General features: G+C 38.8%; 19 protein-coding genes. 13 read left to right on the plus strand and 6 right to left on the minus strand.

The window, feature by feature from the left end; all coding sequences use genetic code 11:
• Window positions 1–106 precede the first annotated feature (106 nt).
• Entirely contained in the window at window positions 107–1,168 is a 1,062-nt protein-coding gene (locus AC4PG5_RS05790) for a DUF7309 domain-containing protein (RefSeq protein WP_492030470.1), read from the plus strand.
• 273 nt (window positions 1,169–1,441) lie between these two features.
• On the opposite strand, the gene AC4PG5_RS05795 is transcribed toward AC4PG5_RS05790, so the two are convergent.
• The 3 genes from AC4PG5_RS05795 to AC4PG5_RS05805 all read right to left on the minus strand — a co-directional run bounded on the left by AC4PG5_RS05795 (window position 1,442) and on the right by AC4PG5_RS05805 (window position 4,485).
• On the minus strand, window positions 1,442–2,617 hold the full coding sequence (locus AC4PG5_RS05795; protein ID WP_492030471.1) for a DUF418 domain-containing protein: 1,176 nt from the start codon (window positions 2,615–2,617) through the stop codon (window positions 1,442–1,444).
• A 137-nt stretch (window positions 2,618–2,754) separates the two neighbouring features.
• Window positions 2,755–3,765, minus strand: coding sequence for a GGGtGRT protein (locus AC4PG5_RS05800; RefSeq protein ID WP_492030472.1), 1,011 nt, complete (start codon window positions 3,763–3,765; stop codon window positions 2,755–2,757).
• A gap of 18 nt (window positions 3,766–3,783) precedes the next feature.
• Window positions 3,784–4,485 carry an iron-sulfur cluster assembly scaffold protein gene (locus AC4PG5_RS05805; protein ID WP_492030473.1) on the minus strand — a complete coding sequence of 234 codons (702 nt, stop codon included), beginning with the start codon at window positions 4,483–4,485 and terminating at the stop codon, window positions 3,784–3,786.
• Between the two features lie 274 nt (window positions 4,486–4,759).
• Between AC4PG5_RS05805 and AC4PG5_RS05810 the strand changes: the two genes are divergently transcribed.
• The 5 genes from AC4PG5_RS05810 to metH all read left to right on the plus strand — a co-directional run bounded on the left by AC4PG5_RS05810 (window position 4,760) and on the right by metH (window position 9,948).
• Window positions 4,760–5,260 carry a DMP19 family protein gene (locus tag AC4PG5_RS05810; RefSeq protein ID WP_492030474.1) on the plus strand — a complete coding sequence of 167 codons (501 nt, stop codon included), beginning with the start codon at window positions 4,760–4,762 and terminating at the stop codon, window positions 5,258–5,260.
• An 81-nt stretch (window positions 5,261–5,341) separates the two neighbouring features.
• Window positions 5,342–6,121 carry a hypothetical protein gene (locus AC4PG5_RS05815; protein WP_492030475.1) on the plus strand — a complete coding sequence of 260 codons (780 nt, stop codon included), beginning with the start codon at window positions 5,342–5,344 and terminating at the stop codon, window positions 6,119–6,121.
• A gap of 35 nt (window positions 6,122–6,156) precedes the next feature.
• The gene (locus tag AC4PG5_RS05820) at window positions 6,157–6,702 is read left to right on the plus strand and encodes a Yip1 family protein (protein WP_492030698.1); all 546 of its coding nucleotides are present in this window, start codon (window positions 6,157–6,159) and stop codon (window positions 6,700–6,702) included.
• 9 nt (window positions 6,703–6,711) lie between these two features.
• Entirely contained in the window at window positions 6,712–7,164 is a 453-nt protein-coding gene (smpB, locus tag AC4PG5_RS05825) for an SsrA-binding protein (RefSeq protein ID WP_492030476.1), read from the plus strand.
• 33 nt (window positions 7,165–7,197) lie between these two features.
• The gene (gene metH, locus AC4PG5_RS05830) at window positions 7,198–9,948 is read left to right on the plus strand and encodes a methionine synthase (protein ID WP_492030477.1); all 2,751 of its coding nucleotides are present in this window, start codon (window positions 7,198–7,200) and stop codon (window positions 9,946–9,948) included.
• 73 nt (window positions 9,949–10,021) lie between these two features.
• On the opposite strand, the gene AC4PG5_RS05835 is transcribed toward metH, so the two are convergent.
• Complete coding sequence (locus tag AC4PG5_RS05835) at window positions 10,022–11,413, minus strand: MltF family protein (protein ID WP_492030478.1); 1,392 nt, start codon at window positions 11,411–11,413, stop codon at window positions 10,022–10,024.
• Between the two features lie 2 nt (window positions 11,414–11,415).
• Window positions 11,416–12,024 (minus strand): uridine kinase, encoded by a 609-nt coding sequence (gene udk / locus AC4PG5_RS05840; RefSeq protein ID WP_492030479.1) that lies wholly within the window; start codon window positions 12,022–12,024, stop codon window positions 11,416–11,418.
• Window positions 12,025–12,125: 101 nt separating this feature from the next.
• Here udk and AC4PG5_RS05845 point away from each other — a divergent pair, with 101 nt between their 5' ends.
• The 3 genes from AC4PG5_RS05845 (at window position 12,126) to AC4PG5_RS05855 (ending at window position 16,812) form a co-directional block, all read left to right on the plus strand.
• Window positions 12,126–12,425 carry a Dabb family protein gene (locus AC4PG5_RS05845; protein ID WP_492030480.1) on the plus strand — a complete coding sequence of 100 codons (300 nt, stop codon included), beginning with the start codon at window positions 12,126–12,128 and terminating at the stop codon, window positions 12,423–12,425.
• Window positions 12,426–12,443: 18 nt separating this feature from the next.
• The gene (locus tag AC4PG5_RS05850) at window positions 12,444–14,462 is read left to right on the plus strand and encodes a protein-disulfide reductase DsbD family protein (RefSeq protein ID WP_492030481.1); all 2,019 of its coding nucleotides are present in this window, start codon (window positions 12,444–12,446) and stop codon (window positions 14,460–14,462) included.
• Window positions 14,463–14,598: 136 nt separating this feature from the next.
• Window positions 14,599–16,812: an alpha-L-fucosidase gene (locus AC4PG5_RS05855; protein WP_492030482.1), complete on the plus strand. Its 2,214-nt coding sequence runs from the start codon at window positions 14,599–14,601 to the stop codon at window positions 16,810–16,812.
• A 78-nt stretch (window positions 16,813–16,890) separates the two neighbouring features.
• Here AC4PG5_RS05855 and AC4PG5_RS05860 read toward each other — a convergent pair whose 3' ends face one another.
• Window positions 16,891–17,430, minus strand: coding sequence for an RNA polymerase sigma factor (locus AC4PG5_RS05860; RefSeq protein WP_492030483.1), 540 nt, complete (start codon window positions 17,428–17,430; stop codon window positions 16,891–16,893).
• Window positions 17,431–17,632: 202 nt separating this feature from the next.
• Here AC4PG5_RS05860 and AC4PG5_RS05865 point away from each other — a divergent pair, with 202 nt between their 5' ends.
• The 4 genes from AC4PG5_RS05865 to AC4PG5_RS05880 all read left to right on the plus strand — a co-directional run bounded on the left by AC4PG5_RS05865 (window position 17,633) and on the right by AC4PG5_RS05880 (window position 25,005).
• Window positions 17,633–18,811: a FecR family protein gene (locus AC4PG5_RS05865; RefSeq protein ID WP_492030484.1), complete on the plus strand. Its 1,179-nt coding sequence runs from the start codon at window positions 17,633–17,635 to the stop codon at window positions 18,809–18,811.
• Window positions 18,812–18,960: 149 nt separating this feature from the next.
• A complete protein-coding gene (locus AC4PG5_RS05870) occupies window positions 18,961–22,551 on the plus strand; it encodes a SusC/RagA family TonB-linked outer membrane protein (RefSeq protein ID WP_492030485.1) in 3,591 nt (1,196 codons plus the stop codon).
• Window positions 22,552–22,562: 11 nt separating this feature from the next.
• Window positions 22,563–24,059, plus strand: a complete 1,497-nt coding sequence (locus tag AC4PG5_RS05875) for a RagB/SusD family nutrient uptake outer membrane protein (protein WP_492030486.1) — start codon at window positions 22,563–22,565, stop codon at window positions 24,057–24,059.
• A 7-nt stretch (window positions 24,060–24,066) separates the two neighbouring features.
• A complete protein-coding gene (locus AC4PG5_RS05880; protein ID WP_492030487.1) occupies window positions 24,067–25,005 on the plus strand; it encodes a substrate import-associated zinc metallohydrolase lipoprotein in 939 nt (312 codons plus the stop codon).
• Window positions 25,006–25,011 lie beyond the last annotated feature (6 nt).

The raw sequence follows: 25,011 nt of genomic DNA on the forward strand, positions 1-25,011 counted from the left end.
TGTAGAGGGATCAAAAAAAACAATTCAAAAAGTCTTTTTCAAAAAAAAAATATCTTTGTTACTTTTTGAGAAAAGAAGTCATTATAACAAACAAATTAGCACTAAAATGGTATTAACAGATTCAATGCTTGCGGCAGCCTTTGCGTTTAGAGCCACTAAACCGTGGGAGGAGCTGACCGATTCGGATGTTTTTGCGGTGCGCCTTTCGACAGGCGAGACCGGCTATTGCTCTATCATGGGGAATGCAGGGGAGCACCACTCTTTGGGCTTTTATATCGGAGAGAAAGGGTTTGTCACTTTCTTAAACACGCTTTCTTTGAGTAAAATTGATTTTCTGAACGCTCAATCGGCTGTGCAGAAATTTGACTGTATCAATTGTGATTTTATGAATGCCGACGCGATGCCTCCTGAAATCAAGCAGGTTATTCGAGCGTATGCCGAAGCGCATGGAATAAAGGTTCCTCGTCCTTTCGGCTGGCCGGATTTCATACGGTTCGCACCTCATAAGGCACAGTGGTTCATCACTCAAGAGTTGGATGGCCTCCTTATAACAGAGGCGCTACGGGCAGCTACTTTTCTCATTGAACGCCTTAAGAAGGAGCGGTGTTTTGAGGAGATGGGGTTCGACCCAAAGGGTAACTACCCGACCAACAAAGGTGGCAAGAGTGTGCCGCTGCTTGTTCCAAAAACCGATGGATCGTATGAGTTGAGTACAACGAAACTGCCGGCTCTGGTCAAAGAGACTTACTCGACACCATCATTTACCAACGATATTTTAAGTCATCAAATCAAAAATCTACCGACTCATGGCACGTTAGAATGCCGACTGATATATAGCCTGGCTCCTGTGAGCGACGATGATCCGGAAGAGGCGCCTTATTTTCCACCTATAATGCTATGCATAGATTCTGAGAGTAGTATGCTTCTCCCAACACCAACATCTAAACCGGATGAGAATTTCCAACAGGTATTGAATGACTTTGCTCATATGCTCTTGACCGACTATGGCACTCGACCGATAAAAATTAAAGTGAGCGACGAACAAACAGAGCATCTATTTAAAGATTTCTGCAAAAAATGTAACATCTCACTCCAAAAGGAAAAGACGTTGTCCAATTTGGATGAGACGTATCAAGAGGTGATGGGACTGTTTTTGAACATGATATAATCATTGCCTTCAAGAAAAGTGTTTATCTCTCTTTATATGACGAAGGATAGACAAGACCTACACCGTTGCACACCTAGAGAAAACCCATTTTAAGTTAAACCAACAGACATTAGGACGGAGTTATCGAAAAAACGTCATATCAGCAGGAGGTATCACTCCCTAAATTGCTCCCAGATAGCTCCTTCCAAACCATTCCCCCTCCATAGTGTGATTCTTTCAGACTATAGAGGAGGAATTAAACGGTTATTTCTTTATCTAGCGCATTCCCTCTTATCAGCTTCGTGGAGAAGACTTAATCCAAGTCAATCGATGCCAAATCGTCTCCAACGGTCCGCGTTTATGATGCTTCATCCACCAAAAGCTAAAGCACCATTCTAAAGTGCCTAAAGCCAAGCCGATGAATAGACAAAGCGTAGAACCGGTATATTGATAAAGGCCTAATCCAAAACCATAATAAATAAATGAGCCGAGTATCGACTGAATAAAATAGTTCGATAAACTCATACAGCCCAACGGCACAAAAACACTTAAGATCTTATTAAAGACACCTTTTTTATAAAGAAGAACAAACAACGAGACTAGAACGAGCATAAAAGCAAAGTTTGTCCAAGAAGTAACAATGGTCGTAAGAGGTCGCTTCATAGCCTCACTCTCAAACCATTGGGCTATATTGGTTTTAAACCAATAGAGTGGAATAAAGCATAAGGTAGCATATCCCAATAGTCGTTTCCAAAACTTCCGATTAACAATTGTATCTTTGAAAACCCCTCTTCTACCCGACAACATTCCTAGCATGAAAAGAGAAAGTGTCTGAAAAACACGACCGCTCTCCCAAGTCCAATTGAGCACAGCTAAACGCCCATTAGATAAGTTTCCGATCAAGGTATCGGTCAGCGAATCGTTAGGGATGTACTCTCCCATTCGACCAAAATAAGCCCAAGAAGCAGGATTAGTCAAGACCATATCGGGATGCTGAGCAGCGACAATAAATCGAATCCACTCATAGGGTTGTAACATTAAGAAAACAGCGATGCTGAAAACGACTTTATCATTTAACTTCGATACCGGAATCAATCCAAAGCCAAGGATGGCGTAAATAGCTAAAATATCTCCTTGAAAAAAAGCAGAGTTGATCACCCCAAAGCCAAGCAGCAAGACCAACCGCCAAGCAAATCGTGCTCGGAAATCAAACCCTTTCTTCTCTTGGTTATGCGACTGTATATAGTATGTCAAACCAAAAAGTAAAGCAAAAATCGCGTACGACTTCCCGGCAAAAATAAAGAAGAGGGTCTCCCAAACACTCTTATCGAGCGAGAGTAACCATTCCGGACTGTCCTTCGGAATAAAATAGAAATCGAAATGCTCCAAATTATGAAGAAGCATAATGGCAATGATAGCAAAGCCGCGCAAGGCATCTACAACCTGCAGTCGTGAGTTAGTTGTGTTCATCAGTAGAATGATTTAATAGATGGAATAAACAAAGTCCCAAAGATAAACATTTTTCTGTTATCAAGACCTATAGAAACAAGAAATCCCTGTAATCGTTAAGACTACAGGGATTTATTATGTTGATTAAGTAATTCTAATTACTTGCCCAAAGTCTGAGCTACGTCAACCGCACAAGCTACTGTACAACCTACCATTGGGTTGTTACCAATACCTAGGAATCCCATCATTTCTACGTGAGCAGGAACTGATGAAGAACCAGCGAATTGAGCATCTGAGTGCATACGACCCATAGTGTCAGTCATACCATAAGAAGCAGGACCGGCAGCCATGTTATCTGGATGAAGAGTACGACCTGTACCACCACCTGATGCAACTGAGAAATAAGGTTTACCTGCAAGAACACGTTCTTTCTTGTAAGTACCAGCAACTGGATGTTGGAAACGAGTTGGGTTAGTAGAGTTACCTGTGATAGATACGTCTACACCTTCTTTCCACATGATAGCTACGCCTTCACGAACATCATCAGCACCGTAGCATTTTACTTTTGCACGAGGACCGTCAGAGTAAGCGATCTCACGAACCACTGTAAGTTCGCTAGTATAGTAATCAAACTGAGTCTGAACATAAGTAAATCCGTTGATACGAGAGATGATTTGTGCAGCGTCTTTGCCCAAACCGTTCAAGATACAACGCAAAGGTTCTTTACGTACTTTGTCAGCTTTTGCAGCGATCTTGATTGCACCTTCAGCAGCAGCGAATGATTCGTGACCTGCCAAGAATGCAAAACATTTTGTTTCTTCACGCAACAACATAGCAGCAAGGTTACCGTGACCGATACCTACGTTACGGTCATCAGCTACAGAACCCGGAATACAAAATGCTTGCAAACCGATACCAATAGCTTCAGCAGCATCAGCAGCGTTTTTGCAACCTTTCTTCAATGCGATAGCAGCACCTACAACGTAAGCCCATTTTGCATTTTCGAAACAGATTGGTTGAGTTTCTTCACAAGTCTTATAAGGATCGAGACCATAAGATTCGCAGATAGCGTTTGCTTCTTCGATGTCCTTAATGCCGTTTTCGTTCAACGCAGCGATAATCTGTTTGATACGACGGTCTTGGCTTTCAAATTTTACTTCTCTAATCATTATTTGTTCCTCCTTATATTATTCGTGACGTGGATCAATATGTTTAACTGCACCTTGCTCAGCAGTGAAACGACCGTAAGTACCGGTCACTTTCTTCAATGCTTCGTTAGCATCTGTGCCCTTCTTAATCTCATCCATGAACTTGCCCATATGAACGAATTCGTAACCACAAATTTCGTCGTTTTTGTCAAGTGCAATTGTTTTGATATAGCCTTCAGCCATTTCAAGGTAACGAGGACCTTTAGCTAAAGTACCATACAATGTACCAACCTGGCTACGTAATCCCTTACCTAAGTCTTCCAATCCTGCACCGATCAACAAACCACCTTCAGAGAAAGCCGATTGAGTACGTCCGTAAACGATTTGCAAGAACAATTCACGCATTGCTGTATTGATAGCATCACAAACTAAGTCCGTGTTTAATGCTTCAAGAATTGTTTTTCCAGGAAGAATCTCAGAAGCCATAGCTGCAGAGTGAGTCATACCTGAACAACCGATTGTTTCGATCAAAGCTTCTTGAATAACACCCTCTTTAACGTTAAGTGTCAGTTTACAAGCACCTTGTTGAGGAGCACACCAACCAATACCGTGTGTTAAACCTGAAATGTCAACAATTTCCTTAGATTTTACCCATTTGCCTTCTTCGGGTATGGGAGCCGGTCCGTGGTTAGGACCCTTCTTTACAACACACATGTGTTCCACTTCGTGTGAATAAGTCATAATTAGCTCTTTTTTAGTGATATAATAAAAATATGTAGTCGTTTTTCGTAAATAGGTCGCAAAGTTAGTCGTTTTATTTGGTTATACAAATGGCTCCTAAACACTTTTTTGTGAAAAAGATACAAATAGAACGACTAAAGTTTAGCTTTTGCAATGTAGACTTTACATTTAGTCAGATATTCCCAGAATACAAACAAATGATAAGATAATTTCAATTTATATCTGTTATTGAAATAAAATTTGTAGTTTTGTGGCATAAACTGACAAATCATATATGATAGAGATACAAAGTTCTGATTTACAAACTGCCGGAAAATTAGGCATGGATGAGTTCATTCAAGTATTTACAGATAAATACAAAGAGGTGATTAAAGGAAGTTTGACAGCCGAGTCAATGCCTCTTCTGACCGGCGAACAGCATTCTCTTTTAGCCTATCAGATATTCAGAGATGAACTAATGATTGGAGGTTTTTGTCAACTCATTCAAAATGGATATGGAGGATATATCTTCGCCAATCCTTTTGCGAAAGTGATGCGTACGTGGGGAGCGAATGATTTCTCCAAACTAGTTTACAAGGCCAAAGAGATCTATGATGCTTATAAAGCTGATTTAGAAAAAGAGCGGACAGATGATGAATTCATGGCCATGTACGAAGAATATGAAGCTTTTGACGATCTAGAAGAGGAATTTTTCGAAATGGAAGAACAAGTGACTGCCATCATAGCCACATACGTCGACGATCATCTAAGTTTATTTGGAAAAATAGTTGACTAAGCAGTGCAGTATTTCTCAAGATACAGCATTTATTAGTTATAAAATGAAATTATTTATCTTTGCAAACTTAAAAACATGTTTATGAAACAAATGAAATTTTTAATGGTGGCTCTCGTGGTTTTAATGGGAGTATCATTAACTTCTTGCTTGAATGGAGACGAGAGTACAATCAGAACCGGATCAGAAATTGTAAAAGTGAATCAATATGACATTCCTATTTCGTTTACAAATGCTGCCGGCATCAAGTTGATTCCTGATAAAGCCATTAGTTCGACTAATGGAAAGATGGCGTTAATTTATTACCAATTTGATTATTCTCAACTTAAAGAAAATACAGAAAAAGTTCAAATTACTTTACTCGCCGACCCTAAATATATCGATGGAACTCCTGTTAGAATCGGTTCATCGGAAGATATTACAGAGAATGCGCCAATGGTGACTTTGGAACCATCAACTGGATATGGAACCTTAAAAGGCGTCTTTTTCGATAGCAACATGTTAATTGTCCCTATCGGTTATAAGGTTAGAGATATCAATTCGCAAGAAGAAGCAAATAATGAAATAGCAAGACATGCGTTTACTCTAGTATACGATTCTACTCAACCGGCCGAAAACGGAACATTAAAACTTCGTCTATATCATGGAATTACTGATCCAGAAGGAGAAACAGTCACTAGAACAAAAGATGCATACGACTATAAAGCATACGATTTATCCGGAGCAATATTAGACTACCGAGTAAATAATAACGACACAAAACCAACAAAGGTTTCAATTGTTATCATGCAAAATAGAGATAACAATAAGTTAGATCTTGCAACTGAAGAAACTTATACTTACGATTATAAATTTACAGACTAAAGACATTGAACTATAAGGAATTATTTAAAATTACCATAAAACTGATTTCCTCCCCTGCTAAAGCTTGGGAGGAAATTTCGTTGGAAGAGGATAAACGAAACGTATACATGACTTTTGTTTATCCTATGATTGGTTTATGTGGACTATCAGTTTTCATTGGATCTTTACTCGACTATGGATGGGGCGGTCCACAAAGTTTTCAAATCGCTATGACCGTGTGTTGTGCGGTTGCCGTATCCCTATTCGGAGGCTACTTCTTAGCAGCCTATCTCATCAATCAAATCGGCATTAAGATGCTTGGTATGGATGATGACATCATTCAAATGAGATATTTTGCCGGATATGCCATGATTGTGATCTTTTCACTCGACATCATCACAGGTATCCTTCCGGCTTTTCGTATCATCGGTTATTTTCTCCAAATGTATACTTTTTATATCGTTTGGGAAGGAGCACCTCTCCTTTTGGGAATTCAAGAGAAGAATAGACTTCGATTTACAATAATAGCTTCGGTATTATTAATGGTATGCCCTTGGATTATTCAAATCGTCTTCAATAAGCTCATTGTTGTATTAAACTAAACTCTCAAAATGAAACAAGCTCCGATCAACATAAAAAATAAACGTGCAACATTCGATTATGAATTAATCGACACCTATACAGCGGGTATTGTACTCACCGGTACTGAAATCAAATCGATCAGGCTCGGTAAAGCCAGCCTTGTTGATACCTTTTGTTATTTTGCTAAAGGAGAATTATGGGTGAAAAACATGCACATTGCTGAATACTTTTACGGCTCATACAACAACCACACCGCACGAAGAGATAGAAAGTTGCTCTTGAACAAGAAAGAAATAGATAAACTACAACGGGGAACTAAAGATGCCGGATTTACGATCGTACCGGTGCGAATGTTCATCAATGAAAAAGGATTGGCTAAAGTGGTTATCGCTTTGGCTAAAGGTAAAAAGCAATATGACAAGAGAGAAGCTTTAAAAGAGAAAGACGATCGTAGGGATATGGATCGGATGTTTAAAAAATAATTTTAATAGGTAGCACTACAAGCCGATTGGCCGATGAAGAAGAAAACGATTACACAGCTAGTATCAGAACGGATTTTGATACTCGATGGTGCTATGGGCACCATGATCCAACAATTTAATCTTAAAGAGGAAGATTTTCGCGATAAACGTTTTTCCGATATTCCGGGACAACTGAAAGGTAATAATGATTTGCTCTGCTTGACGCGTCCTGATGTAATCAGCGCGATTCACCGCAAATATCTGGAAGCAGGTGCCGATATTATCGAAACCAATACATTTAGCTCTACAACGATATCTATGGCAGACTATCATGTTGAGAGTTATGTTGACGAGATTAATCGTGCTGCGGTCAAATTAGCTCGCGAACTAGCTGATGAATATTCTTTAAAAACTCCAGATAAACCTCGATTTGTAGCAGGATCAATCGGGCCAACCAATAAAACCTGTTCAATGAGCCCGGATGTCAACAATCCGGCATTTAGAGCACTGACTTTCGACGAGTTAGCCTTGGCTTATCAACAACAAATGGAAGTTTTACTCAAAGAGGGAGTGGATGCTCTTTTGATTGAAACGATATTTGACACATTGAATGCCAAAGCGGCCATATATGCAGCAGAAGAAGCCATGAACAAAGTCGGAATGACCGTACCGATCATGCTTTCTATTACTGTATCTGACTCTGGTGGACGAACATTGTCCGGACAGACTCTTGAGGCCTTTTTAGCCTCTGTTCAACATGCAAACATCTTCTCTATCGGGCTCAACTGCTCGTTTGGTGCACGACAGCTAAAACCGTTCTTACAACAACTAGCTCTCCAAGCTCCATATTATATTAGTGCCTACCCCAATGCAGGATTGCCTAATAGTTTAGGGCAATACGACCAAACGCCGGAAGATATGGCACATGAGGTTAAAGAATATATTCATGAACGCATGGTGAATATTATCGGAGGCTGCTGTGGTACAACCGATGCTTACATCGCAGAATACCCGAATTTGATCAAAAATGCTCAACCTCATATTCCGGTATCAGTCCCTAACGCCATGTGGTTATCAGGTTTAGAGCGTTTGGAAGTTAAGCCGGAAATGAACTTTATTAATGTAGGCGAACGTTGTAACGTCGCAGGCTCACGGAAGTTCTTGCGTTTGATTAATGAGAAAAAATATGACGAAGCACTGACCATAGCCAGACAGCAAGTTGAAGACGGTGCATTGGTAATTGACATTAACATGGATGATGGGTTGCTTGATGCACAAAGCGAGATGGTAACCTTCTTGAACCTAGTGGCTTCTGAACCGGAAATCGCACGTGTACCTGTCATGATCGACTCGTCAAAATGGGAAGTGATCGAAGCCGGATTGAAATGCTTACAAGGAAAGTCTATTGTTAACTCCATCTCATTAAAAGAAGGCGAAGCTTTGTTTATTGAGCATGCCAAAAAGATTAAAAGATATGGTGCTGCAGTTGTAGTCATGGCTTTTGATGAAAAAGGACAAGCCGACACCGCAGCACGCAAGATAGAGGTTTGCCAACGAGCTTATCGCATTTTGGTGGAAGAAGTAAAATTCAACCCTCATGATATTATTTTCGACCCTAATATCTTGGCCATAGCTACAGGTATTGAGGAACACAATAACTACGGCGTCGATTTCATCGAAGCAACAGATTGGATTAAAAAGAACCTCCCAGGCGCACATGTCAGCGGAGGAGTTAGCAATTTATCGTTTGCCTTCCGTGGCAATAACTATATACGTGAATCCATGCACGCCGTTTTTCTGTTTCATGCGATTAGCAAAGGAATGGATATGGGTATTGTCAACCCAAGCACTTCGGTTCTCTACTCCGACATTCCGACTGATACACTAGAGCAGATTGAAGACGTTGTTCTTAATCGTCGACCAGACGCTGCAGAACGACTGATCGAATTGGCCGAAAGCTTAAAAGCAACTTCAAGTGAGCAACCCCTATCTTCCACAAATAAACATGATGCATGGCGCGATACGAGTGTTGAAGAGCGGTTGAAGTATGCTTTAATGAAAGGTATTGGCGATTATCTTGAACAAGATTTGAGCGAAGCCTTAGCTATATACGACAAAGCGGTTAGTATCATAGAAGGTCCATTAATGGATGGTATGAACCATGTAGGAGAACTTTTTGGTGCGGGAAAGATGTTCTTACCTCAAGTCGTAAAAACAGCTCGAACGATGAAGAAGGCGGTATCTATACTACAACCGGTCATCGAATCTGAGAAAACCGGCAATAGCACATCGGCCGGAAAAGTTCTTTTGGCAACGGTTAAGGGAGATGTACACGACATCGGGAAAAATATTGTATCGGTAGTCATGGGATGCAATGGTTACGAGATCATAGACTTAGGTGTAATGGTACCAACCGAAACCATCATCCAACGGGCTGTTGAAGAGAAAGTCGATATGATTGGATTGAGTGGATTGATCACGCCATCGCTTGAAGAAATGGTACATGTAGCAAGCGAGTTAGAGAAAGCGCACCTAAGTATTCCATTACTCATCGGCGGAGCAACCACATCGAAAATGCACACAGCACTGAAGATCGCTCCAGTCTATAGTGCTCCGGTCGTTCACTTAAAAGATGCTTCTTTGAATGCCGGTGTTGCCGCACGCTTACTCAATCCGGAACAAAAGTCCTTGCTTATCGCCGAACTGGAACAGGAGTATAATGCTTTAAGAGAAAAGGGACAAAAGATGCAAAGAGAAATTGTACCATTGAAAGAAGCACAAGAGCATAAACTAGATCTCTTCTAAGAGACATCAAAAGGCTCTGATTCAATAAAACTCTTTTTAAAAAGACTAAAAAACAAGGATGAGATAACAGAATTCAGTTCTTTATCTTATCCTTATATATTTTATATCGGGTATTAATGTCTCTTACAAAGTTATAAGTTTCAATCCCACGAAAATAACCATTCTTACAGACCGGATCAGAATAATACTGTTCGTTGCTTTTTAATAAAATGAACTTTTCAACATGATTCCTCCACACGGTTTTGTTCTTTCCATATTTCTCGGCTAAAGCCATTGCATCAAAGACATGTCCCAATCCAGCGTTATATGCCGCAAGGATAAAGTTGATCCTCTCATTCTTATCCTTGACCATTCTTAATTGTTTATCGGTTGCGGCAATATACTTTACTGCCCCTTTTATACTCTCCTCCGGGTTATGTTCTTTACCGGAAGGAATACCCATAGCCCTAGCCGTAGAAGGCATAAGTTGCATAAGTCCTTGAGCACCGGCCCAAGAGATAACTGTTGTATCAAAATTCGATTCGGTATAGGCAACAGACGCCAATAAACGCCAATCCCAAGAAATCTCTTTAGCGTATTTCTTAAACAGTTTATCAAAATGAGAAATCTTACCTTCTCTCAAAGATAAGATTGGGGTATGCAAAGTTTGCTTGCTGATCTCAAAATAACGCTTGACACTCGCCTTATATTCAGATGATGAGCTATTCTTTCTGTGCCAATCGTTAACCGCCTTAGCCAATTCTGGACAATCTAAGCGAACAGCCCAAGATGAACGTTGATCAAAGCTAACAGCTAAGTCGATATTAAGATTCGGATAATACGTTTTATTCAACTTAGCCAAATCATCATCTGCAATAGTATATAAAATCTTCCCTTGTGCAACTTGTTGAATAAGGTCCTCGGTTGTCACACTATCTCCCTCAACAGACCTTATTAACACTCCCCCTCCAAGTTCTTCATTAAGATTAACCAAACGATCATGAAATTTCCCCGGCTTGACATAAATCTCTTTGCCAATAAGTTGGGTTACGTCGTTTAAAGGTTTGACACGTCTCACATTGCGTTGTATTAAAACCTGGTGAGTAATGACTTCTTCGCCACAATAAAGCAAACTATCTTTCCACTTTTTCGTTGTAGGAAGGTTATAAGCAATAATATCTCCTTCACCGACGCGAAGCTTATGAATAAGGTCAGCGACATTCTTGGCAACAACAACACGAAGTTTCAGACCTAAACTTTTTGCAAATTGCTGGCTCAATTCATATTGAAAGCCCATCTCCTGTCCCCTATATATAAAATAGGAAGTCGATCCATAAAGAGTCAATACGACAAGTTCACCACTATCTTTGATCTGTGGTAAATCATAACTATCGATTTGCTTCTTAGACTGAACCTTATTACGACACCCAAAGACATAACATAACAAGACGGCTGATAGAAGGAAAAGCAATAGTTTGTATTTCATAATTAACGGAGATGTTTCTTTATATACATGGTTAAAATATCAATCGCTATTTTGTTATTCCCTCCTTCAGGAACAATCAAATCGGCATAACGCTTACACGGTTCGATAAATTGTAAATGCATGGGCTTAAGGACACGAGTATAGCGTTCCATCACAGCCTCTGCCGTACGTCCTCGTTCGATAACATCACGTTGGATCACACGAATGAGACGTTCATCTGGGTCCGCATCAACAAAGATCTTAAGATCCATCATGTTACGAAGCTTCTTATCACACAAAGCTAAAATACCTTCAACAATAACGACCTCTCGTGGTTCAATGTGAATCGTTTCAGGCTGACGTGTGCAAGTTAAATAGGAATAGGTAGGCTGTTCAATGCTATTACCTTCCTTCAGCTGCATGATATGCTTAGACAAAAGGCTCCATTCAAACGCATCGGGATGGTCAAAATTTATATTTTGCCTTTCTTCAACAGGAACATGACTACTATCTTTATAATATGAATCTTGAGGTAACAAAACGACTTCTCCTACAGGGAGACTTTCAATAATTTTCCGAACGACAGTAGTCTTTCCAGAACCGGTTCCGCCGGCTATTCCTATTATTAACATTTGTTTATAGTATATATATGAATCAAAAAAAGTATTTTTGCATTTAAACTTTAATGCTTTAGTAAGACAAATATAAAACAAATAATTAAAAACCCAACGTTATGGTTAAACACATTGTATTATTTAAGTTGAAAGACGAGATTTCAAATGAAGAGAAACTGACAGCGATGAATCAGTTTAAAGCCGCAATTGAAGCACTTCCAGAAAAGATCGCTACGATAAAGAAAATTGAAGTTGGATTCAACACTAACCCTAATGAGAGTTGGGACATAGCATTGTACAGTGAGTTTGACTCATTAGAAGACATAAAGGCTTATGCTGTTCATCCTGATCACGTTGCTGCAGGGAAACTATTAGCGAATGTGAAAGAAAGTCGATCATGTGTAGATTATAAACTATAATACCGCAATAAAAAAACCATGAAAAAAATACTTCTTCTTTTAATCTTATCATTAAGTATAGGGGTCAGTCAAGCACAAATCATAGACCCGATTAAGTTTAAAGTTGATTTTAAAACCTTATCAGATACCGAAGCCGAAATCACTTTCAACGCCTCTATTGACGAGGGATGGCATGTGTATTCAACCGATTTGGGAGATGGTGGTCCAACCTCTACAACGTTTAATATCGACAAAAAAAACGGGGTGGAACTGGTTGGAAAACTTAAGCCTGTAGGCAAAGAGATCTCCACATTCGACAAAATGTTCGGAATGAAAGTGAGATACTTCGCATCAAAAGCTCAGTTTATTCAAAAAATCAAATTCACAGATAAGAATTACTCTATCGAGGGCTATTTAGAATATGGAGCATGCGATGATGAAAGTTGTTTGCCACCCACTCAAGTTTCATTCTCATTCTCCGGAAAAGCGAAGGTGAACAAAACTACAGCATCCAATTCAGAGATTCAAAATGGAGCAAATGCTAATAAAGAGAATGTTGACTCAGCTTCTTCAACTGCAGCGATAATTGCCGATTCAGTATCAGCTACACCAGCAGCTGTGGCATCAAGCGATTTATGGGCTCCTGTTGTGGACGACCTTAAAGCTCTTGGTGAAGAACATTCCAACAAAGACATGTCATGGATCTATATTTTTGTGACCGGATTCTTAGGCGGACTACTTGCTTTGTTTACCCCATGTGTATGGCCTATCATACCGATGACGGTAAGTTTCTTCCTCAAACGCAGCAAAGATAAGAAAAAAGGTGTTCGTGATGCTTGGACCTATGGAGCCTCAATCGTGGTCATCTATGTCACCCTAGGATTGGCTATTACCCTGATTTTTGGCGCAAGTGCTTTAAATGCATTATCGACCAATGCTGTGTTTAATATTTTGTTTTTCTTAATGTTAGTGGTCTTTGCGGCTTCTTTCTTCGGCGCATTTGAGATTACTCTGCCTTCGAAATGGAGTAATGCTGTGGACAGTAAAGCAGAATCAACGAGTGGGCTATTGAGTATTTTCCTCATGGCATTTACGTTGTCATTGGTCTCTTTCTCATGTACCGGCCCGATTATCGGTTTCTTATTGGTGCAGGTATCGACCACGGGAAGTGTCGTCGCCCCGGCTATTGGGATGTTAGGATTTGCTATTGCCTTGGCCTTACCTTTCACGCTGTTCGCTCTTTTCCCATCGTGGCTGAAATCAATGCCTAAATCGGGGGGATGGATGAATGTGATTAAGGTGACATTGGGCTTCTTGGAATTGGCTTTTGCCTTAAAGTTCCTTTCTGTTGCCGATTTGGCATACGGTTGGAGGTTGCTCGATCGTGAAACGTTCTTAGCTTTATGGATTGTGATCTTTGGGTTATTAGGATTATATCTATTAGGTAAAATCAAATTTGCTCACGATGATGACAATACTAAAGTAAGCGTTTCCCGTTTCTTCATGGGATTAATCTCCTTGGCATTCGCCGTATATATGATCCCTGGATTATGGGGAGCACCACTAAAAGCAGTCAGCGCTTTCGCTCCACCAATGAATACCCAAGACTTTAATCTATACAAGAATGAAGTGCACGCTAAGTTCGATGATTATGAAACCGGTATGGAATATGCACGAACCCATGGCAAACCGGTTATGCTCGACTTTACAGGATTCGGATGTGTAAACTGTCGTAAAATGGAAGCTGCCGTATGGACAGATTCTAAAGTGAGTCACATTATGACGAACGATTATGTACTCATCACTTTGTATGTTGACAATAAAACACCACTGCCTGAAAATATTAAAATAACAGAAAACGGCACAGAACGAACTTTACGTACTGTAGGCGACAAATGGAGTTACTTACAACGCTATAAGTTTGGAGCTAGTGCACAACCATTTTATGTCTTGATCGACAATGAAGGCAAGCCTTTAAATAAATCGTATGCATATAATGAAGATGTATCTAAGTATATCGAGTTCTTAAACACAGGACTAGAGAATTACAAGAAGTAAAAATAGAAAAGGTTATTCTGAGTCGATTAAATTACTCAGAATAACCTTTTTAAGTTATAGATCTAATATTTCTTAAGTTTAAAACTCCTTTTCTCAATTTGTGTTATCCTAAAATAAAACTTAAAACATAAACAACATGAAGACACGTCTATTGTCCTTATCTGTTTTTATGGCTGCACTCTGCATTGACGGATATAGTCAACAAATGGCCTTTAAAAACACGATAGAGATTTCGTCTACTGACAATCCTGAAATAATTATTGAAAAAGCAGCCCACGTTATTCCATCTTCCAACCAAATGAGAGCACTTGAAAAAGAGTTCATCGCTTTTATACATTTTGGCCCGAACACGTTTACACGAATGGAATGGGGAAATGGCATGGAAGATCCCAAAATTTTCAATTTAAAGGCATTAGATACTGACCAATGGTGCGAAGCCATCAAATCTGCAGGGATGAAAATGGTTATGCTAACCGTGAAGCATCATGATGGCTTTGTATTGTGGCAAAGCCGATATACGACTCATGGCATCATGTCTACTGGTTTTCAGGATGGAAAAGGAGATATTCTCAAAGAATTATCCGAGTCTTGTAAGAAATATCATCTTAAGTTAGGGATTTATCTATCGCCGGCAGATTTGTACCAAATTGAAAATCCAAAAGGATTATATGGCAACCTAAGTCCGTACACCTTAAGAACGATCCCTAGAAAGGTTGCCAATAGACCCTTCAAGAATAAGACAACCTTTAACTTTGTTGTAGACGACTATAACGAGTACTTCTTAAACCAACTGTTTGAGGTTCTAACAGAATATGGTCCGGTTGATGAAGTTTGGTTTGATGGAGCCCATCCTAAAAGAAAAGGTGGACAGAAATACAATTATAGCGCATGGAAAAAACTCATTAGGACATTAGCTCCAAATGCCGTTATTTTTGGGAAAGAAGACATTCGTTGGTGTGGAAATGAAGGTGGAAAGACTAGGCAAACTGAGTGGAACGTAATTCCATACCCGTGCAATCCAGATACAGCCAGTCATTTTAGTGACCTAACTGCGACTGATCTAGGAAGCCGTGAAAAGCTTTACACTGCTAAATACTTGCATTATCAACAAGCAGAGACCAATACGTCCATCCGTGAAGGCTGGTTTTATCGAGATGATAGTCTACAGAAAGTAAGAAGCGCAGACGATGTCTTTGATATTTACGAGCGATCTGTTGGAGGAAACTCAACTTTCCTACTCAATATTCCTCCTAACCGTGAAGGACGTTTATCTCCTACTGATGTCGCTGTATTAAAAGAAACCGGCAATCGGATTAAAGCAACTTATGGAAAAGATCTATTATCAAATGCCATAGGTCCTAAACAAGTGCTAGATCATAATCCAACGACCTTTGTAGAAACAAACAATATTGTGATCTCTACTCCTAAGCCTATTTCATTTAACCGTTTAGTTCTACAAGAGGCTATTGCCTCAAGAGGCGAACGTGTAGAAGAACATGCAATCGATATTTGGAAGAACAATAATTGGGTGGAAATTGCTCACGCTACAAACATTGGGTACAAAAGGATACTTCGATTCCCTGAAGTCAAAACATCAAAAATAAGACTGAGAATCATCAAATCTAGACTTACTCCTGCCATATGCAATATAACCGCTCACTATTATGAGTCGCAGCCCCCTCAATTAAAGTTTTATCGAGATATTAACGGAATGGTTAGCATCACTCCACGGCAAGAGGGATTCAATTGGAATTCTCACGGAGAAAACATCTCCAAAAATTTAAATGCCGATTTATCGATCTTTTATACAACAGACGGAACAACTCCAAATCAGAGCAGTATACAATACATTGCCCCATTTAAATTTGAAAAAGGAGAAGTCAAGGCAATTGCAACAGTAAAAAATAAAAAAGGGACCATACACTCCGAATCTTTTGGTTGGATAAAAAAGGATTGGAAGGTATTGGCAACTAGCAGCGCACCCAAAGAACATCAAGGAAACTTAGCAATTGATGCTAACACAAACTCTTATTGGAGTTCATTACCCACGGATAAGGCTCCTTCACTCTCAATAGATCTTGGACAAATACAACAAATCAAAGGATTTTCTTATACGCCATCGACTAAATCTTCCGACGGAATGATAGAGGAAGGAATCATACAAGTCAGTAATGATGGAATAACTTGGTCGGATAAAGAAACCTTTAAATTTGGAAATTTGATCAATGATCCGACCAAACGTTCGCACTTTTTCCAATCTGAGATCACAACTCGATATATAAAAATTAGCGTTAAACATTTGGCTGGCAATGGTTCTATTGCAGCGATAGCAGAACTCGACTTGTTCTAATTTGAAAAAGGAACACTTATCATAGAAAACTCAAAAACCGATTCAACGAGTTGAATCGGTTTTTATGCATTAGACTGTTTAAAAGAAAAAAATTAAGGTCTGGTTACATAGCTTTTTTTTAAGTAACTGTTTTGCTCTACGTTTATACGCTTTTATAGTGTCTTCTGTTGTGTCCATAGATAATGCAATGTTTGCAATCGATTCTCCGTTCAATGTTTTCAACATTGTTTCTTTATAATGATCTGGTAGTAAGTCCATTGCTTGATAGAGCTGTGCTATCACATCTTCATCGAAAATATACTCTTCAAACAAATCCATCTGATACTCTTCGCGATATTTTTCTAAAAGAGAATGTTTACGTATGACATTCAGGCATTTATTATGTACAGTAGTATATAAATAGGATTTTAAAGAAAAAACATTGTCGAAACTTTTTCGGCCATTCCAAATCATCATAAAAGTATCTTGTATAATATCTTCAGCAAATTCATCACCGATCATTTTCTCAGCAATACGCATCAATGGCTTATAGTAAGTAATAAAAAGCAACTGAAATCCATCATCAAAATCAATTGCCATTTTAGATACGATAAGTTCATTATGATCAAAATTACTCATTTAAAAGATATACTATCAAGATTAGACTTTACATTAATTTATTGGAATTTTGCAAATATAATGATTATGTGATTAAATCTAAATAATAGAGCAAATATTTTATTCACACGCAAAAAAAAAGATTTTTATGGCTTTTTTTTAATAAATGCGCCACTTTTGAAACTCTAAAGTGTCTATTAGATAAAACAAGAGGATATTTTGTATGAATAGCCAAAGAATAGTTTATATTTCAACCTTAATAAGTAAAAGCCTTTCTGGTAATATAACAGCAGAAGAGCAAAAGATTTTAGACGAATGGCTAAAAGAGTCTCCTCGTCATCAAAAGCTTTTCGAGAAATATCAACATCCAGACTTTCTATCGTCTGTCGATTTTGAAAAAGATCTCATGGAGTCGCAAAAAGCGTATCAGCTATTTATGAATCGTGTGAACTCTAGATCGCCATTTCAATACATTCTTCAAAATAAATATGCCGCAGCAGCAGTTCTTTTTGCTTTTGTCTGTTTATCATCATTATTCATCTATGTTTCGTCGGACAAAAACCTATCTCAACTATCACGAGATGCATATAGTGCTGTAGAACAACCCGCATCAAAGACAGACTCAGCAGACATCGTTCTTATTACAGCAAGCGGAAAAACAATTCCAATGCATAATACCGAAAAAATGCTGACCGTTTCATCCGAATCAATCAAAATTGGAGATCAATCGATTACGACTAACAATAAAGCCTCCACTGCGAATACTGCTGTGGCTTACAACACATTAAAGATACTCCGAGGGAAAAGATTCAAAATGAAACTAAGCGATGGAACCATTGTGTGGCTAAATTCTGAATCTGAAATAACGTTCCCTGATCATTTCAATGAAAAAAACAGATTAGTCTCGATAAAAGGAGAACTGTTTTTTGATGTTGCCGAAGATAAAGCACATCCTTTCATCGTAGAAACGCCAAATGGTAAAATCCAAGTCTTAGGAACGGCATTCAACGTGCATTGCTATCAAGATGAAATTCCAACCACAACTTTAGTTCGCGGAAAGATATCGTACACCTTAGGAGAACAATCTATCATACTCGCCCCCGGGCAACAATGTAGAGTGGAACGTGATAAACTAACCATAAAAAATGTAGATACTTACGAATATACGTCATGGATAGACGATATTATAGTATTTAAAGATAAACCGCTTAGAGAAATCATGAACACCTTAAGTCGTTTATATAATGTCAACATTCAATATACTGATCAGCAACTCCAACAAATACACTTTACCGGAGCCTTCAAACAATATGAACATTTAGATGATATTATTAAAATGATTGAAGAATGCGGATTAATACATATCGATAAAGATGACGACAACTTAATTATTCGAAAATGATAACCTAAAGCCAGACCTACTGGATATTTCTAAATCACTCACAAAAATCTCTCATGAAAAAACGTTTCTCCAACAAGGGATCTCCTATGAGATCCCTTCCCTTTCTTTTGCTCAAAAAATGTCTTCAACCCATTTAAATTAAGTAGTACATGAATATGAAAAAAACGGTATTTGAATCTTTTAAGTATTTGACAATCATCCTATTTTTATGTTGTCACAGCCAATTAATAAGATCGCAGCAGAATATTCCAAGAGTTACCCTAAACTTAGAAAAAGCGTCATTTGAGACCTGTATTAAATCCATAGAGAAACAAACAAAATATACGTTTCTATATCGAAAAGATTTAATCGATGGATCTAAAGCGATCAATTTCTCATGCAACAAAGAATCTTTAACCACTGTTTTAGACAAGCTTCTACCACAGTTTGAATTTACTTATCGCATTAAAGATTTTACGATAGTATTAACCCCAAAGCCTAAACAAATCAAGGTTGAAAAAACTCAGATAAAGGGTACCATTGTCGACGAACAAAATATGCCTATTATTGGAGCATCTATAAAAATTAAAGGCACTACCAAAGGAACCATTACCGACATTGATGGTAATTTCAACCTTGAGGCCTCTTTAGAGGATAAAGTGATTATCTCCTATATCGGATTGGAAACAATAGAACGAAAAATTGGAGAGAAGGTTTTAAACATCACGATGAAAGACAATGCTGTAAGCTTAGGTGATGTGGTCGTTACGGGCTATCAGAAAATAAACCGCAAGCTGTTTACAGGATCGGCAACAAAAGTAGACGCAAATGAAACTCTTTTAAAAGGTAATCCTGATCTAACAAACTCATTACAAGGAAAAGTTTCCGGTGTACAGATCAGCAATGTTTCCAGTTCATTTGGTGCAAGTCCGGTGCTTACCATTCGCGGAAACTCGTCAATTAATGGTACGAACAAGCCTTTATGGGTCATTGACGGTGTCGTTCTAGAAGATTTAATGACTGTCAGTGCGGAAGAATTAACCTCTGGAAATCTTTCTACCCTATTAAGTTCCGGAGTGGCCGGGTTAAACCCTGAAGACATCAGCAGTTTCGAGATTCTAAAGGATGTATCGGCAACGGCATTATACGGTGCACAAGCTATGAATGGGGTCATTGTTATTACCACTAAACAAGGTAAAAAAGATCGTTTGTCAATCAACTATACCGGAAGTTTAGCAATTAAAGAACGCCCCGACTATTCGAACTTCAATATTATGAACTCTAAAGACGAAATGTCAATTTATAAGGAGTTAGAGCGCAAGGGATGGATAGACATTACAACCGTTGCCAGAAGTGAAAATTTTGGAGCACTAGGAAAAATGTTTGATGAAATAACCAAAAAGAATATCAATTGGGGACCTGACGGTTCACTAAATGAAGATTTCTTATCAATCTACGCTAACAGCAACACCGATTGGTTTAATACACTCTTTCACAATTCCTTAGTCAATCAGCATTCCTTAAGCATATCCGGCGGTGGAAATAAGTCAACCTTCTACGCCTCATTAAGCTATTATAACGACAATGGTATGGCCATAACTTCGGATAAGGTCGACCGTTATACCGCATCATTACGTGGTAATTTCAATGTTTCGGAGAAATTAAACTTAGGAGTCAAATTGTCAGCTAATATTCGCGACCAAAGAGTTCCGGGAACTAAGGACCGAAGTTTCGATGCCATAACCGGCGAATTTAAGCGTGACTTCGACATTAACCCATTTAACTATGCCTTAAATACGAGTAGAAGTATGCGTGCATACGACTCTAATGGTAATTTGGAGTTTTTCCGAAGAAGTTTTACCGATTTCAACATCATACACGAATTAAATCATAATTATGTTGATTTAACCGTGAAAGACCTTTCGACACAAATCGATTTAGAATATAACCCGATAAAAGATTTAACTCTTAAAGGATCTTTTCAATACCGCGCAGCAAATACATTGAGAGAGCACAAAATACATGAATTCTCTAATCAAGCAGAGGCTTATCGGGCTGATTATTCGCAAGCAATTATAGACAACAACCGATTTCTTTTTAAGAATCCGTTATTACCTAATGCCAATCCATATAGCATCCTACCCGAAGGCGGGTTTTATAACACCAATGAATCTGATCTTCGACACACTTATTTTAGAGCAACAGCAGACTACTCCCCTAAAATAAGTTTGGATCATGTGGTCAATTTCTTTGCCGGTTTAGAAATCAATAAAGTAGAAAGACAAACTAGAGCCAACGATGGTTGGGGATACTTATGGGACAGAGGAGGAGTTGTGGTGACTCATCCCGACCTAACTAATTATCTCAACAAACAGGGGGAGGTCTATTATACTTATTATCAAGGCCACGACCGAAGAATTTCTTCTTTTATCAACTCGGCCTATTCCTATAAAGGAAAATACATTTTCAACGGTGCATTCCGATATGATGGTTCAAACCAATTAGGTACTTCACGAGATGCAAGATACCTACCCTCTTGGAACGTCAGTGCGGCTTGGAACATGCACGATGAACCTTTTATGAAAGGATTATCCGGAGTTGTCAATCTACTGAAACCAAAGATCTCTTACGGATACAACGGTATTATGGGACCATCAACTAGTGCAGAGTTAACCATATATGCCAAACAAACGTTACGTCCAACAGATAACGAAGTTTATAATGACATCGTCAGTCTAAAGAATGAGGATCTGACTTGGGAAAAGATGTACGAACTTAATCTAGGATTTGAAGCCGCACTCTTTAATAATAGAGTCATGATCGATTTCGCCCATTATCGACGCAAATCAATCGACTTGATCGATTACGTTAGTACTCCGGGAATCGGTGGACAATCAATCAAACTTGGAAATATCGGTAATATGAAATCTTCCGGTTTTGAATTTGCTATCAGTACCGTTAATATTGCCACTAAGAATTTTGACTGGAAGACCAGCTTGAATCTGAACTTCCATAAAAGTGAGATCACAAAGCTAAACAACTTCTCGAGACTATCAACAGCAATATCCAATACCGGTACAGCCATGCTAGGCTACCCACAAAGAGGACTATTTTCTATACGTTTTGCAGGACTTGACCAAGAGGGAATCCCAACGTTCTACGGAAGAAATAATGAGATCGTTTATAATATGGACTTACAATCGCGAGAAGATATTGATAAGATCTTAAAATATGAAGGTCCGTTGGAGCCTAAAAGTTATGGTGGATTAACCAACTCTTTTCGTTACAAAGATCTTACATTATCGTTCGGCTTAGTTTATAAATATGGTAATGTGATCCGTTTGGATGATCAGTTCTATCCATCTTATGATGACTATTCCACATTTCCACAAGAACTTAAAAATCGCTGGATCATGAAGGGAGACGAAAAAAAGACCAACATCCCGGCCATATTGGATAAGCGTACTTTCGATAAAATCGAAGACATGCAGACCTACCAAATGTATAACAAGAGTACCGAAAGAATAGCGAAAGGTGATTTCATCCGTTTAAAAGATTTAAGTCTAGGATATAACATTCCTAAGAATTGGCTCAAAGGCTCTTCGATCCATAGTGCCAACTTGTCTTTTCAAGCGACCAACCTTATGCTTCTCTATTCAGACAGCAAGTTGAATGGTATCGATCCCGAATTTTATTTATCGGGTGGAGTTTCTTCTCCAGTATCAAGAATGTATACATTTACAGTTAATCTAACCTTTTAAATCATAAATTCATGAGATTTATATATAAAAAAGCCATTGTTGTTTTAGGTGCTCTAATCACTCTATCCTCATGTGATTCTTTCTTGGATGAGACACCTGACAATAGATTAAGACTAGACAGCTACGATAAAATAGCCGAGTTAGTAACCAATGCCTATCCTGGTGGTAGCGGCATCTTCATGGAGTGGATGAGTGATAACGTTGGAGCAGATCCCAAAAACATACAACGGAAAGAGATCACTCAAGCCTATACTTGGCAGGAAGTAGAGCTAGAGGGACAAGATACCCCTTCTTACTATTGGAGTTCTAATTATGAAGCTATTGCACATGCTAATCAAGCCTTATTAGCTTTAGGAGAAATAAAAGAACATAATCCGGCCTACGAGAAAGCCATTCGTGGAGAAGCATTGGCTTGTAGGGCATTCGCACACTTCATGCTGGTGAACACCTTTGCTAAAAGTTACGATCCACAAACGGCAACTTCTGATAAAGGCGTGGTCATTATGGAGCAACCAGAGGTCACCTTATTAGCAAAGTATCAACGCAGTAGTGTTCAAGAAGTCTACAATTTTATTGAAAAAGATTTGCTAGAAGCCATTACACTCGTTTCCGATCAATATTATAAGAACTCCGGAAAATATCATTTCAACAAAGCAGCATTACTCGGTTTTGCATCACGATTCTTCTTATTCAAGAAAGACTATGCAAATGCAGAGAAATATGCCACAGAACTATTAGGAACTGATTACAATTCACAAATGATCCGTGATTATAATCAGATCTATACCGGTACATCATCAGAGATTATGGCTAGAAAGTTCACTGCGCCCACACTTCCGTCGAATTTATTATTAATTCGCAAAGACGTTTTATATGCTTATAAAGCCTATGCCGGCTATAGAATTAATCAAGAAATCTACAAAAGTTTAGTCTTATCAAAAAAAGACCTCCGCTTCTCGATTTCTTACAACTACGGAGGAACAGCCTTTTTACTACCGAAGTTCGAACGAGAATTGATGCGTAAGACCTCAATAACATCTTCCTCAGGATACCCTTATACCGTAGAAGTTGCCATAAGAGGTGAAGAAGTTTTCTTTAATCGGCTTGAAGCATGGGCGATGCAAGGAACAACCAAACTAGCTCAGTTCGAAAGTCAATTTAACCAATACATCAGAACTGTTTACGATGGGACAGTCGATTATGCCACATTGTTCAGTAATTACAAACGCTTCTATCCCGAGCTGACAGAAGATAACGTACGATTAAGAATGGTGCTAGACGAGAAACGCCGCGAGTTTGTAGAAGAAGGAGTGCGTTGGTTTGATATCTGTCGCCATCAGATCGGTGTTTCTCATACCGACGTACAAGGAGTGACTCACATCTTACAACCTAATGACCCCAGAAAAATCCTTCAAATTCCGCCATCGGCAATTATTTATGGAGGATTAAAACCTAATGAGAGAGAAATCACAACTGAACCAAAGGCTCATTTAACAACACACAATTAAAATTGTTATGAAAAAAAATATAATCTATATTCTTTGCTTAGCTTTTAGTTTTACGGCTTGTTCTAAAGATGAAGCCATTAAATATACCCCCGAAGTAAAGGATTACTCTACGGATGAGATCGATACTTATTTCCAAGAAAACTTCCAAGACAAATATGGATGTGCAGTTCGCTGGAAATGGGTAGATAAATATGTGGACATCAATTATGTTGTAGCTCCGGCTATGCGAAAAGTCTTAATACCGACCGGTGAAATGATCCGTCGATTTTGGATTGAACCATTTATCCTCGAATCTAAGGCAAGCGGCGACTTTATTCGCAAACATTTTCCACCCGAAATTGTCTGTGTAGGATCGGAACTGCGGAACGCCGACGGTACACGTACCCTCGGATATGCAGATGCGGGTGTACGAATCACGCTGACTGAGTTGAACCTATTTGATTTAAATAATAAATCATGGGTCATTCAACAATTACACACCATCCATCATGAATTCTCGCACATCATTCACCAAACGTATAAGATGCCTAATGGATTCAATAAAATTACAGAAAACAATTATACCGGACAAGCTTGGGATGACATATATATTAATGCAGAAGCTGAGCTCATAAAGAATGGAATCGATAAACCAACTCGACTACAAGTCGACTCTGTCTCTCAAAATATGGCTATTCAAAGAGGGATGTTGACCCCGTATGGTACGTCTTCCGAATTTGAAGATTTCGCAGAGATTGTCTCTATTTACTTATTGACAGAACCACTCGTTTTCGACCAGACTTATCTGTTGCCCGATAGCAAGCGTCCCTTTCTCAATGAAGGGAAAGCAAATATTCAACAAAAGTTGACTTTGGTACAGGACTACTACAGTAATAATTTCTCGATTAATTTATCGAACCTGAGAGATATTATTCTACAACGATTGAACGAAATTAATATGAAGTAAATCAAA

The sequence above is a fragment of the Bacteroides sp. QWL-09 genome (genome assembly GCF_058683585.1).

Coding starts and splice junctions, on each gene's coding strand:
- AC4PG5_RS05855 (WP_492030482.1), top strand. CDS start 14,599: ATGAAGACACGTCTATTGTCCTTATCTGTTTTTATGGCTGCACTCTGC.
- AC4PG5_RS05795 (WP_492030471.1), bottom strand. CDS start 2,617: ATGAACACAACTAACTCACGACTGCAGGTTGTAGATGCCTTGCGCGGC.
- AC4PG5_RS05810 (WP_492030474.1), top strand. CDS start 4,760: ATGATAGAGATACAAAGTTCTGATTTACAAACTGCCGGAAAATTAGGC.
- AC4PG5_RS05800 (WP_492030472.1), bottom strand. CDS start 3,765: ATGATTAGAGAAGTAAAATTTGAAAGCCAAGACCGTCGTATCAAACAG.
- AC4PG5_RS05835 (WP_492030478.1), bottom strand. CDS start 11,413: ATGAAATACAAACTATTGCTTTTCCTTCTATCAGCCGTCTTGTTATGT.
- udk (WP_492030479.1), bottom strand. CDS start 12,024: ATGTTAATAATAGGAATAGCCGGCGGAACCGGTTCTGGAAAGACTACT.
- AC4PG5_RS05845 (WP_492030480.1), top strand. CDS start 12,126: ATGGTTAAACACATTGTATTATTTAAGTTGAAAGACGAGATTTCAAAT.
- AC4PG5_RS05815 (WP_492030475.1), top strand. CDS start 5,342: ATGAAACAAATGAAATTTTTAATGGTGGCTCTCGTGGTTTTAATGGGA.
- smpB (WP_492030476.1), top strand. CDS start 6,712: ATGAAACAAGCTCCGATCAACATAAAAAATAAACGTGCAACATTCGAT.
- AC4PG5_RS05860 (WP_492030483.1), bottom strand. CDS start 17,430: ATGAGTAATTTTGATCATAATGAACTTATCGTATCTAAAATGGCAATT.
- AC4PG5_RS05880 (WP_492030487.1), top strand. CDS start 24,067: ATGAAAAAAAATATAATCTATATTCTTTGCTTAGCTTTTAGTTTTACG.
- AC4PG5_RS05870 (WP_492030485.1), top strand. CDS start 18,961: ATGAATATGAAAAAAACGGTATTTGAATCTTTTAAGTATTTGACAATC.
- AC4PG5_RS05790 (WP_492030470.1), top strand. CDS start 107: ATGGTATTAACAGATTCAATGCTTGCGGCAGCCTTTGCGTTTAGAGCC.
- AC4PG5_RS05850 (WP_492030481.1), top strand. CDS start 12,444: ATGAAAAAAATACTTCTTCTTTTAATCTTATCATTAAGTATAGGGGTC.
- AC4PG5_RS05865 (WP_492030484.1), top strand. CDS start 17,633: ATGAATAGCCAAAGAATAGTTTATATTTCAACCTTAATAAGTAAAAGC.
- AC4PG5_RS05875 (WP_492030486.1), top strand. CDS start 22,563: ATGAGATTTATATATAAAAAAGCCATTGTTGTTTTAGGTGCTCTAATC.
- AC4PG5_RS05805 (WP_492030473.1), bottom strand. CDS start 4,485: ATGACTTATTCACACGAAGTGGAACACATGTGTGTTGTAAAGAAGGGT.
- metH (WP_492030477.1), top strand. CDS start 7,198: ATGAAGAAGAAAACGATTACACAGCTAGTATCAGAACGGATTTTGATA.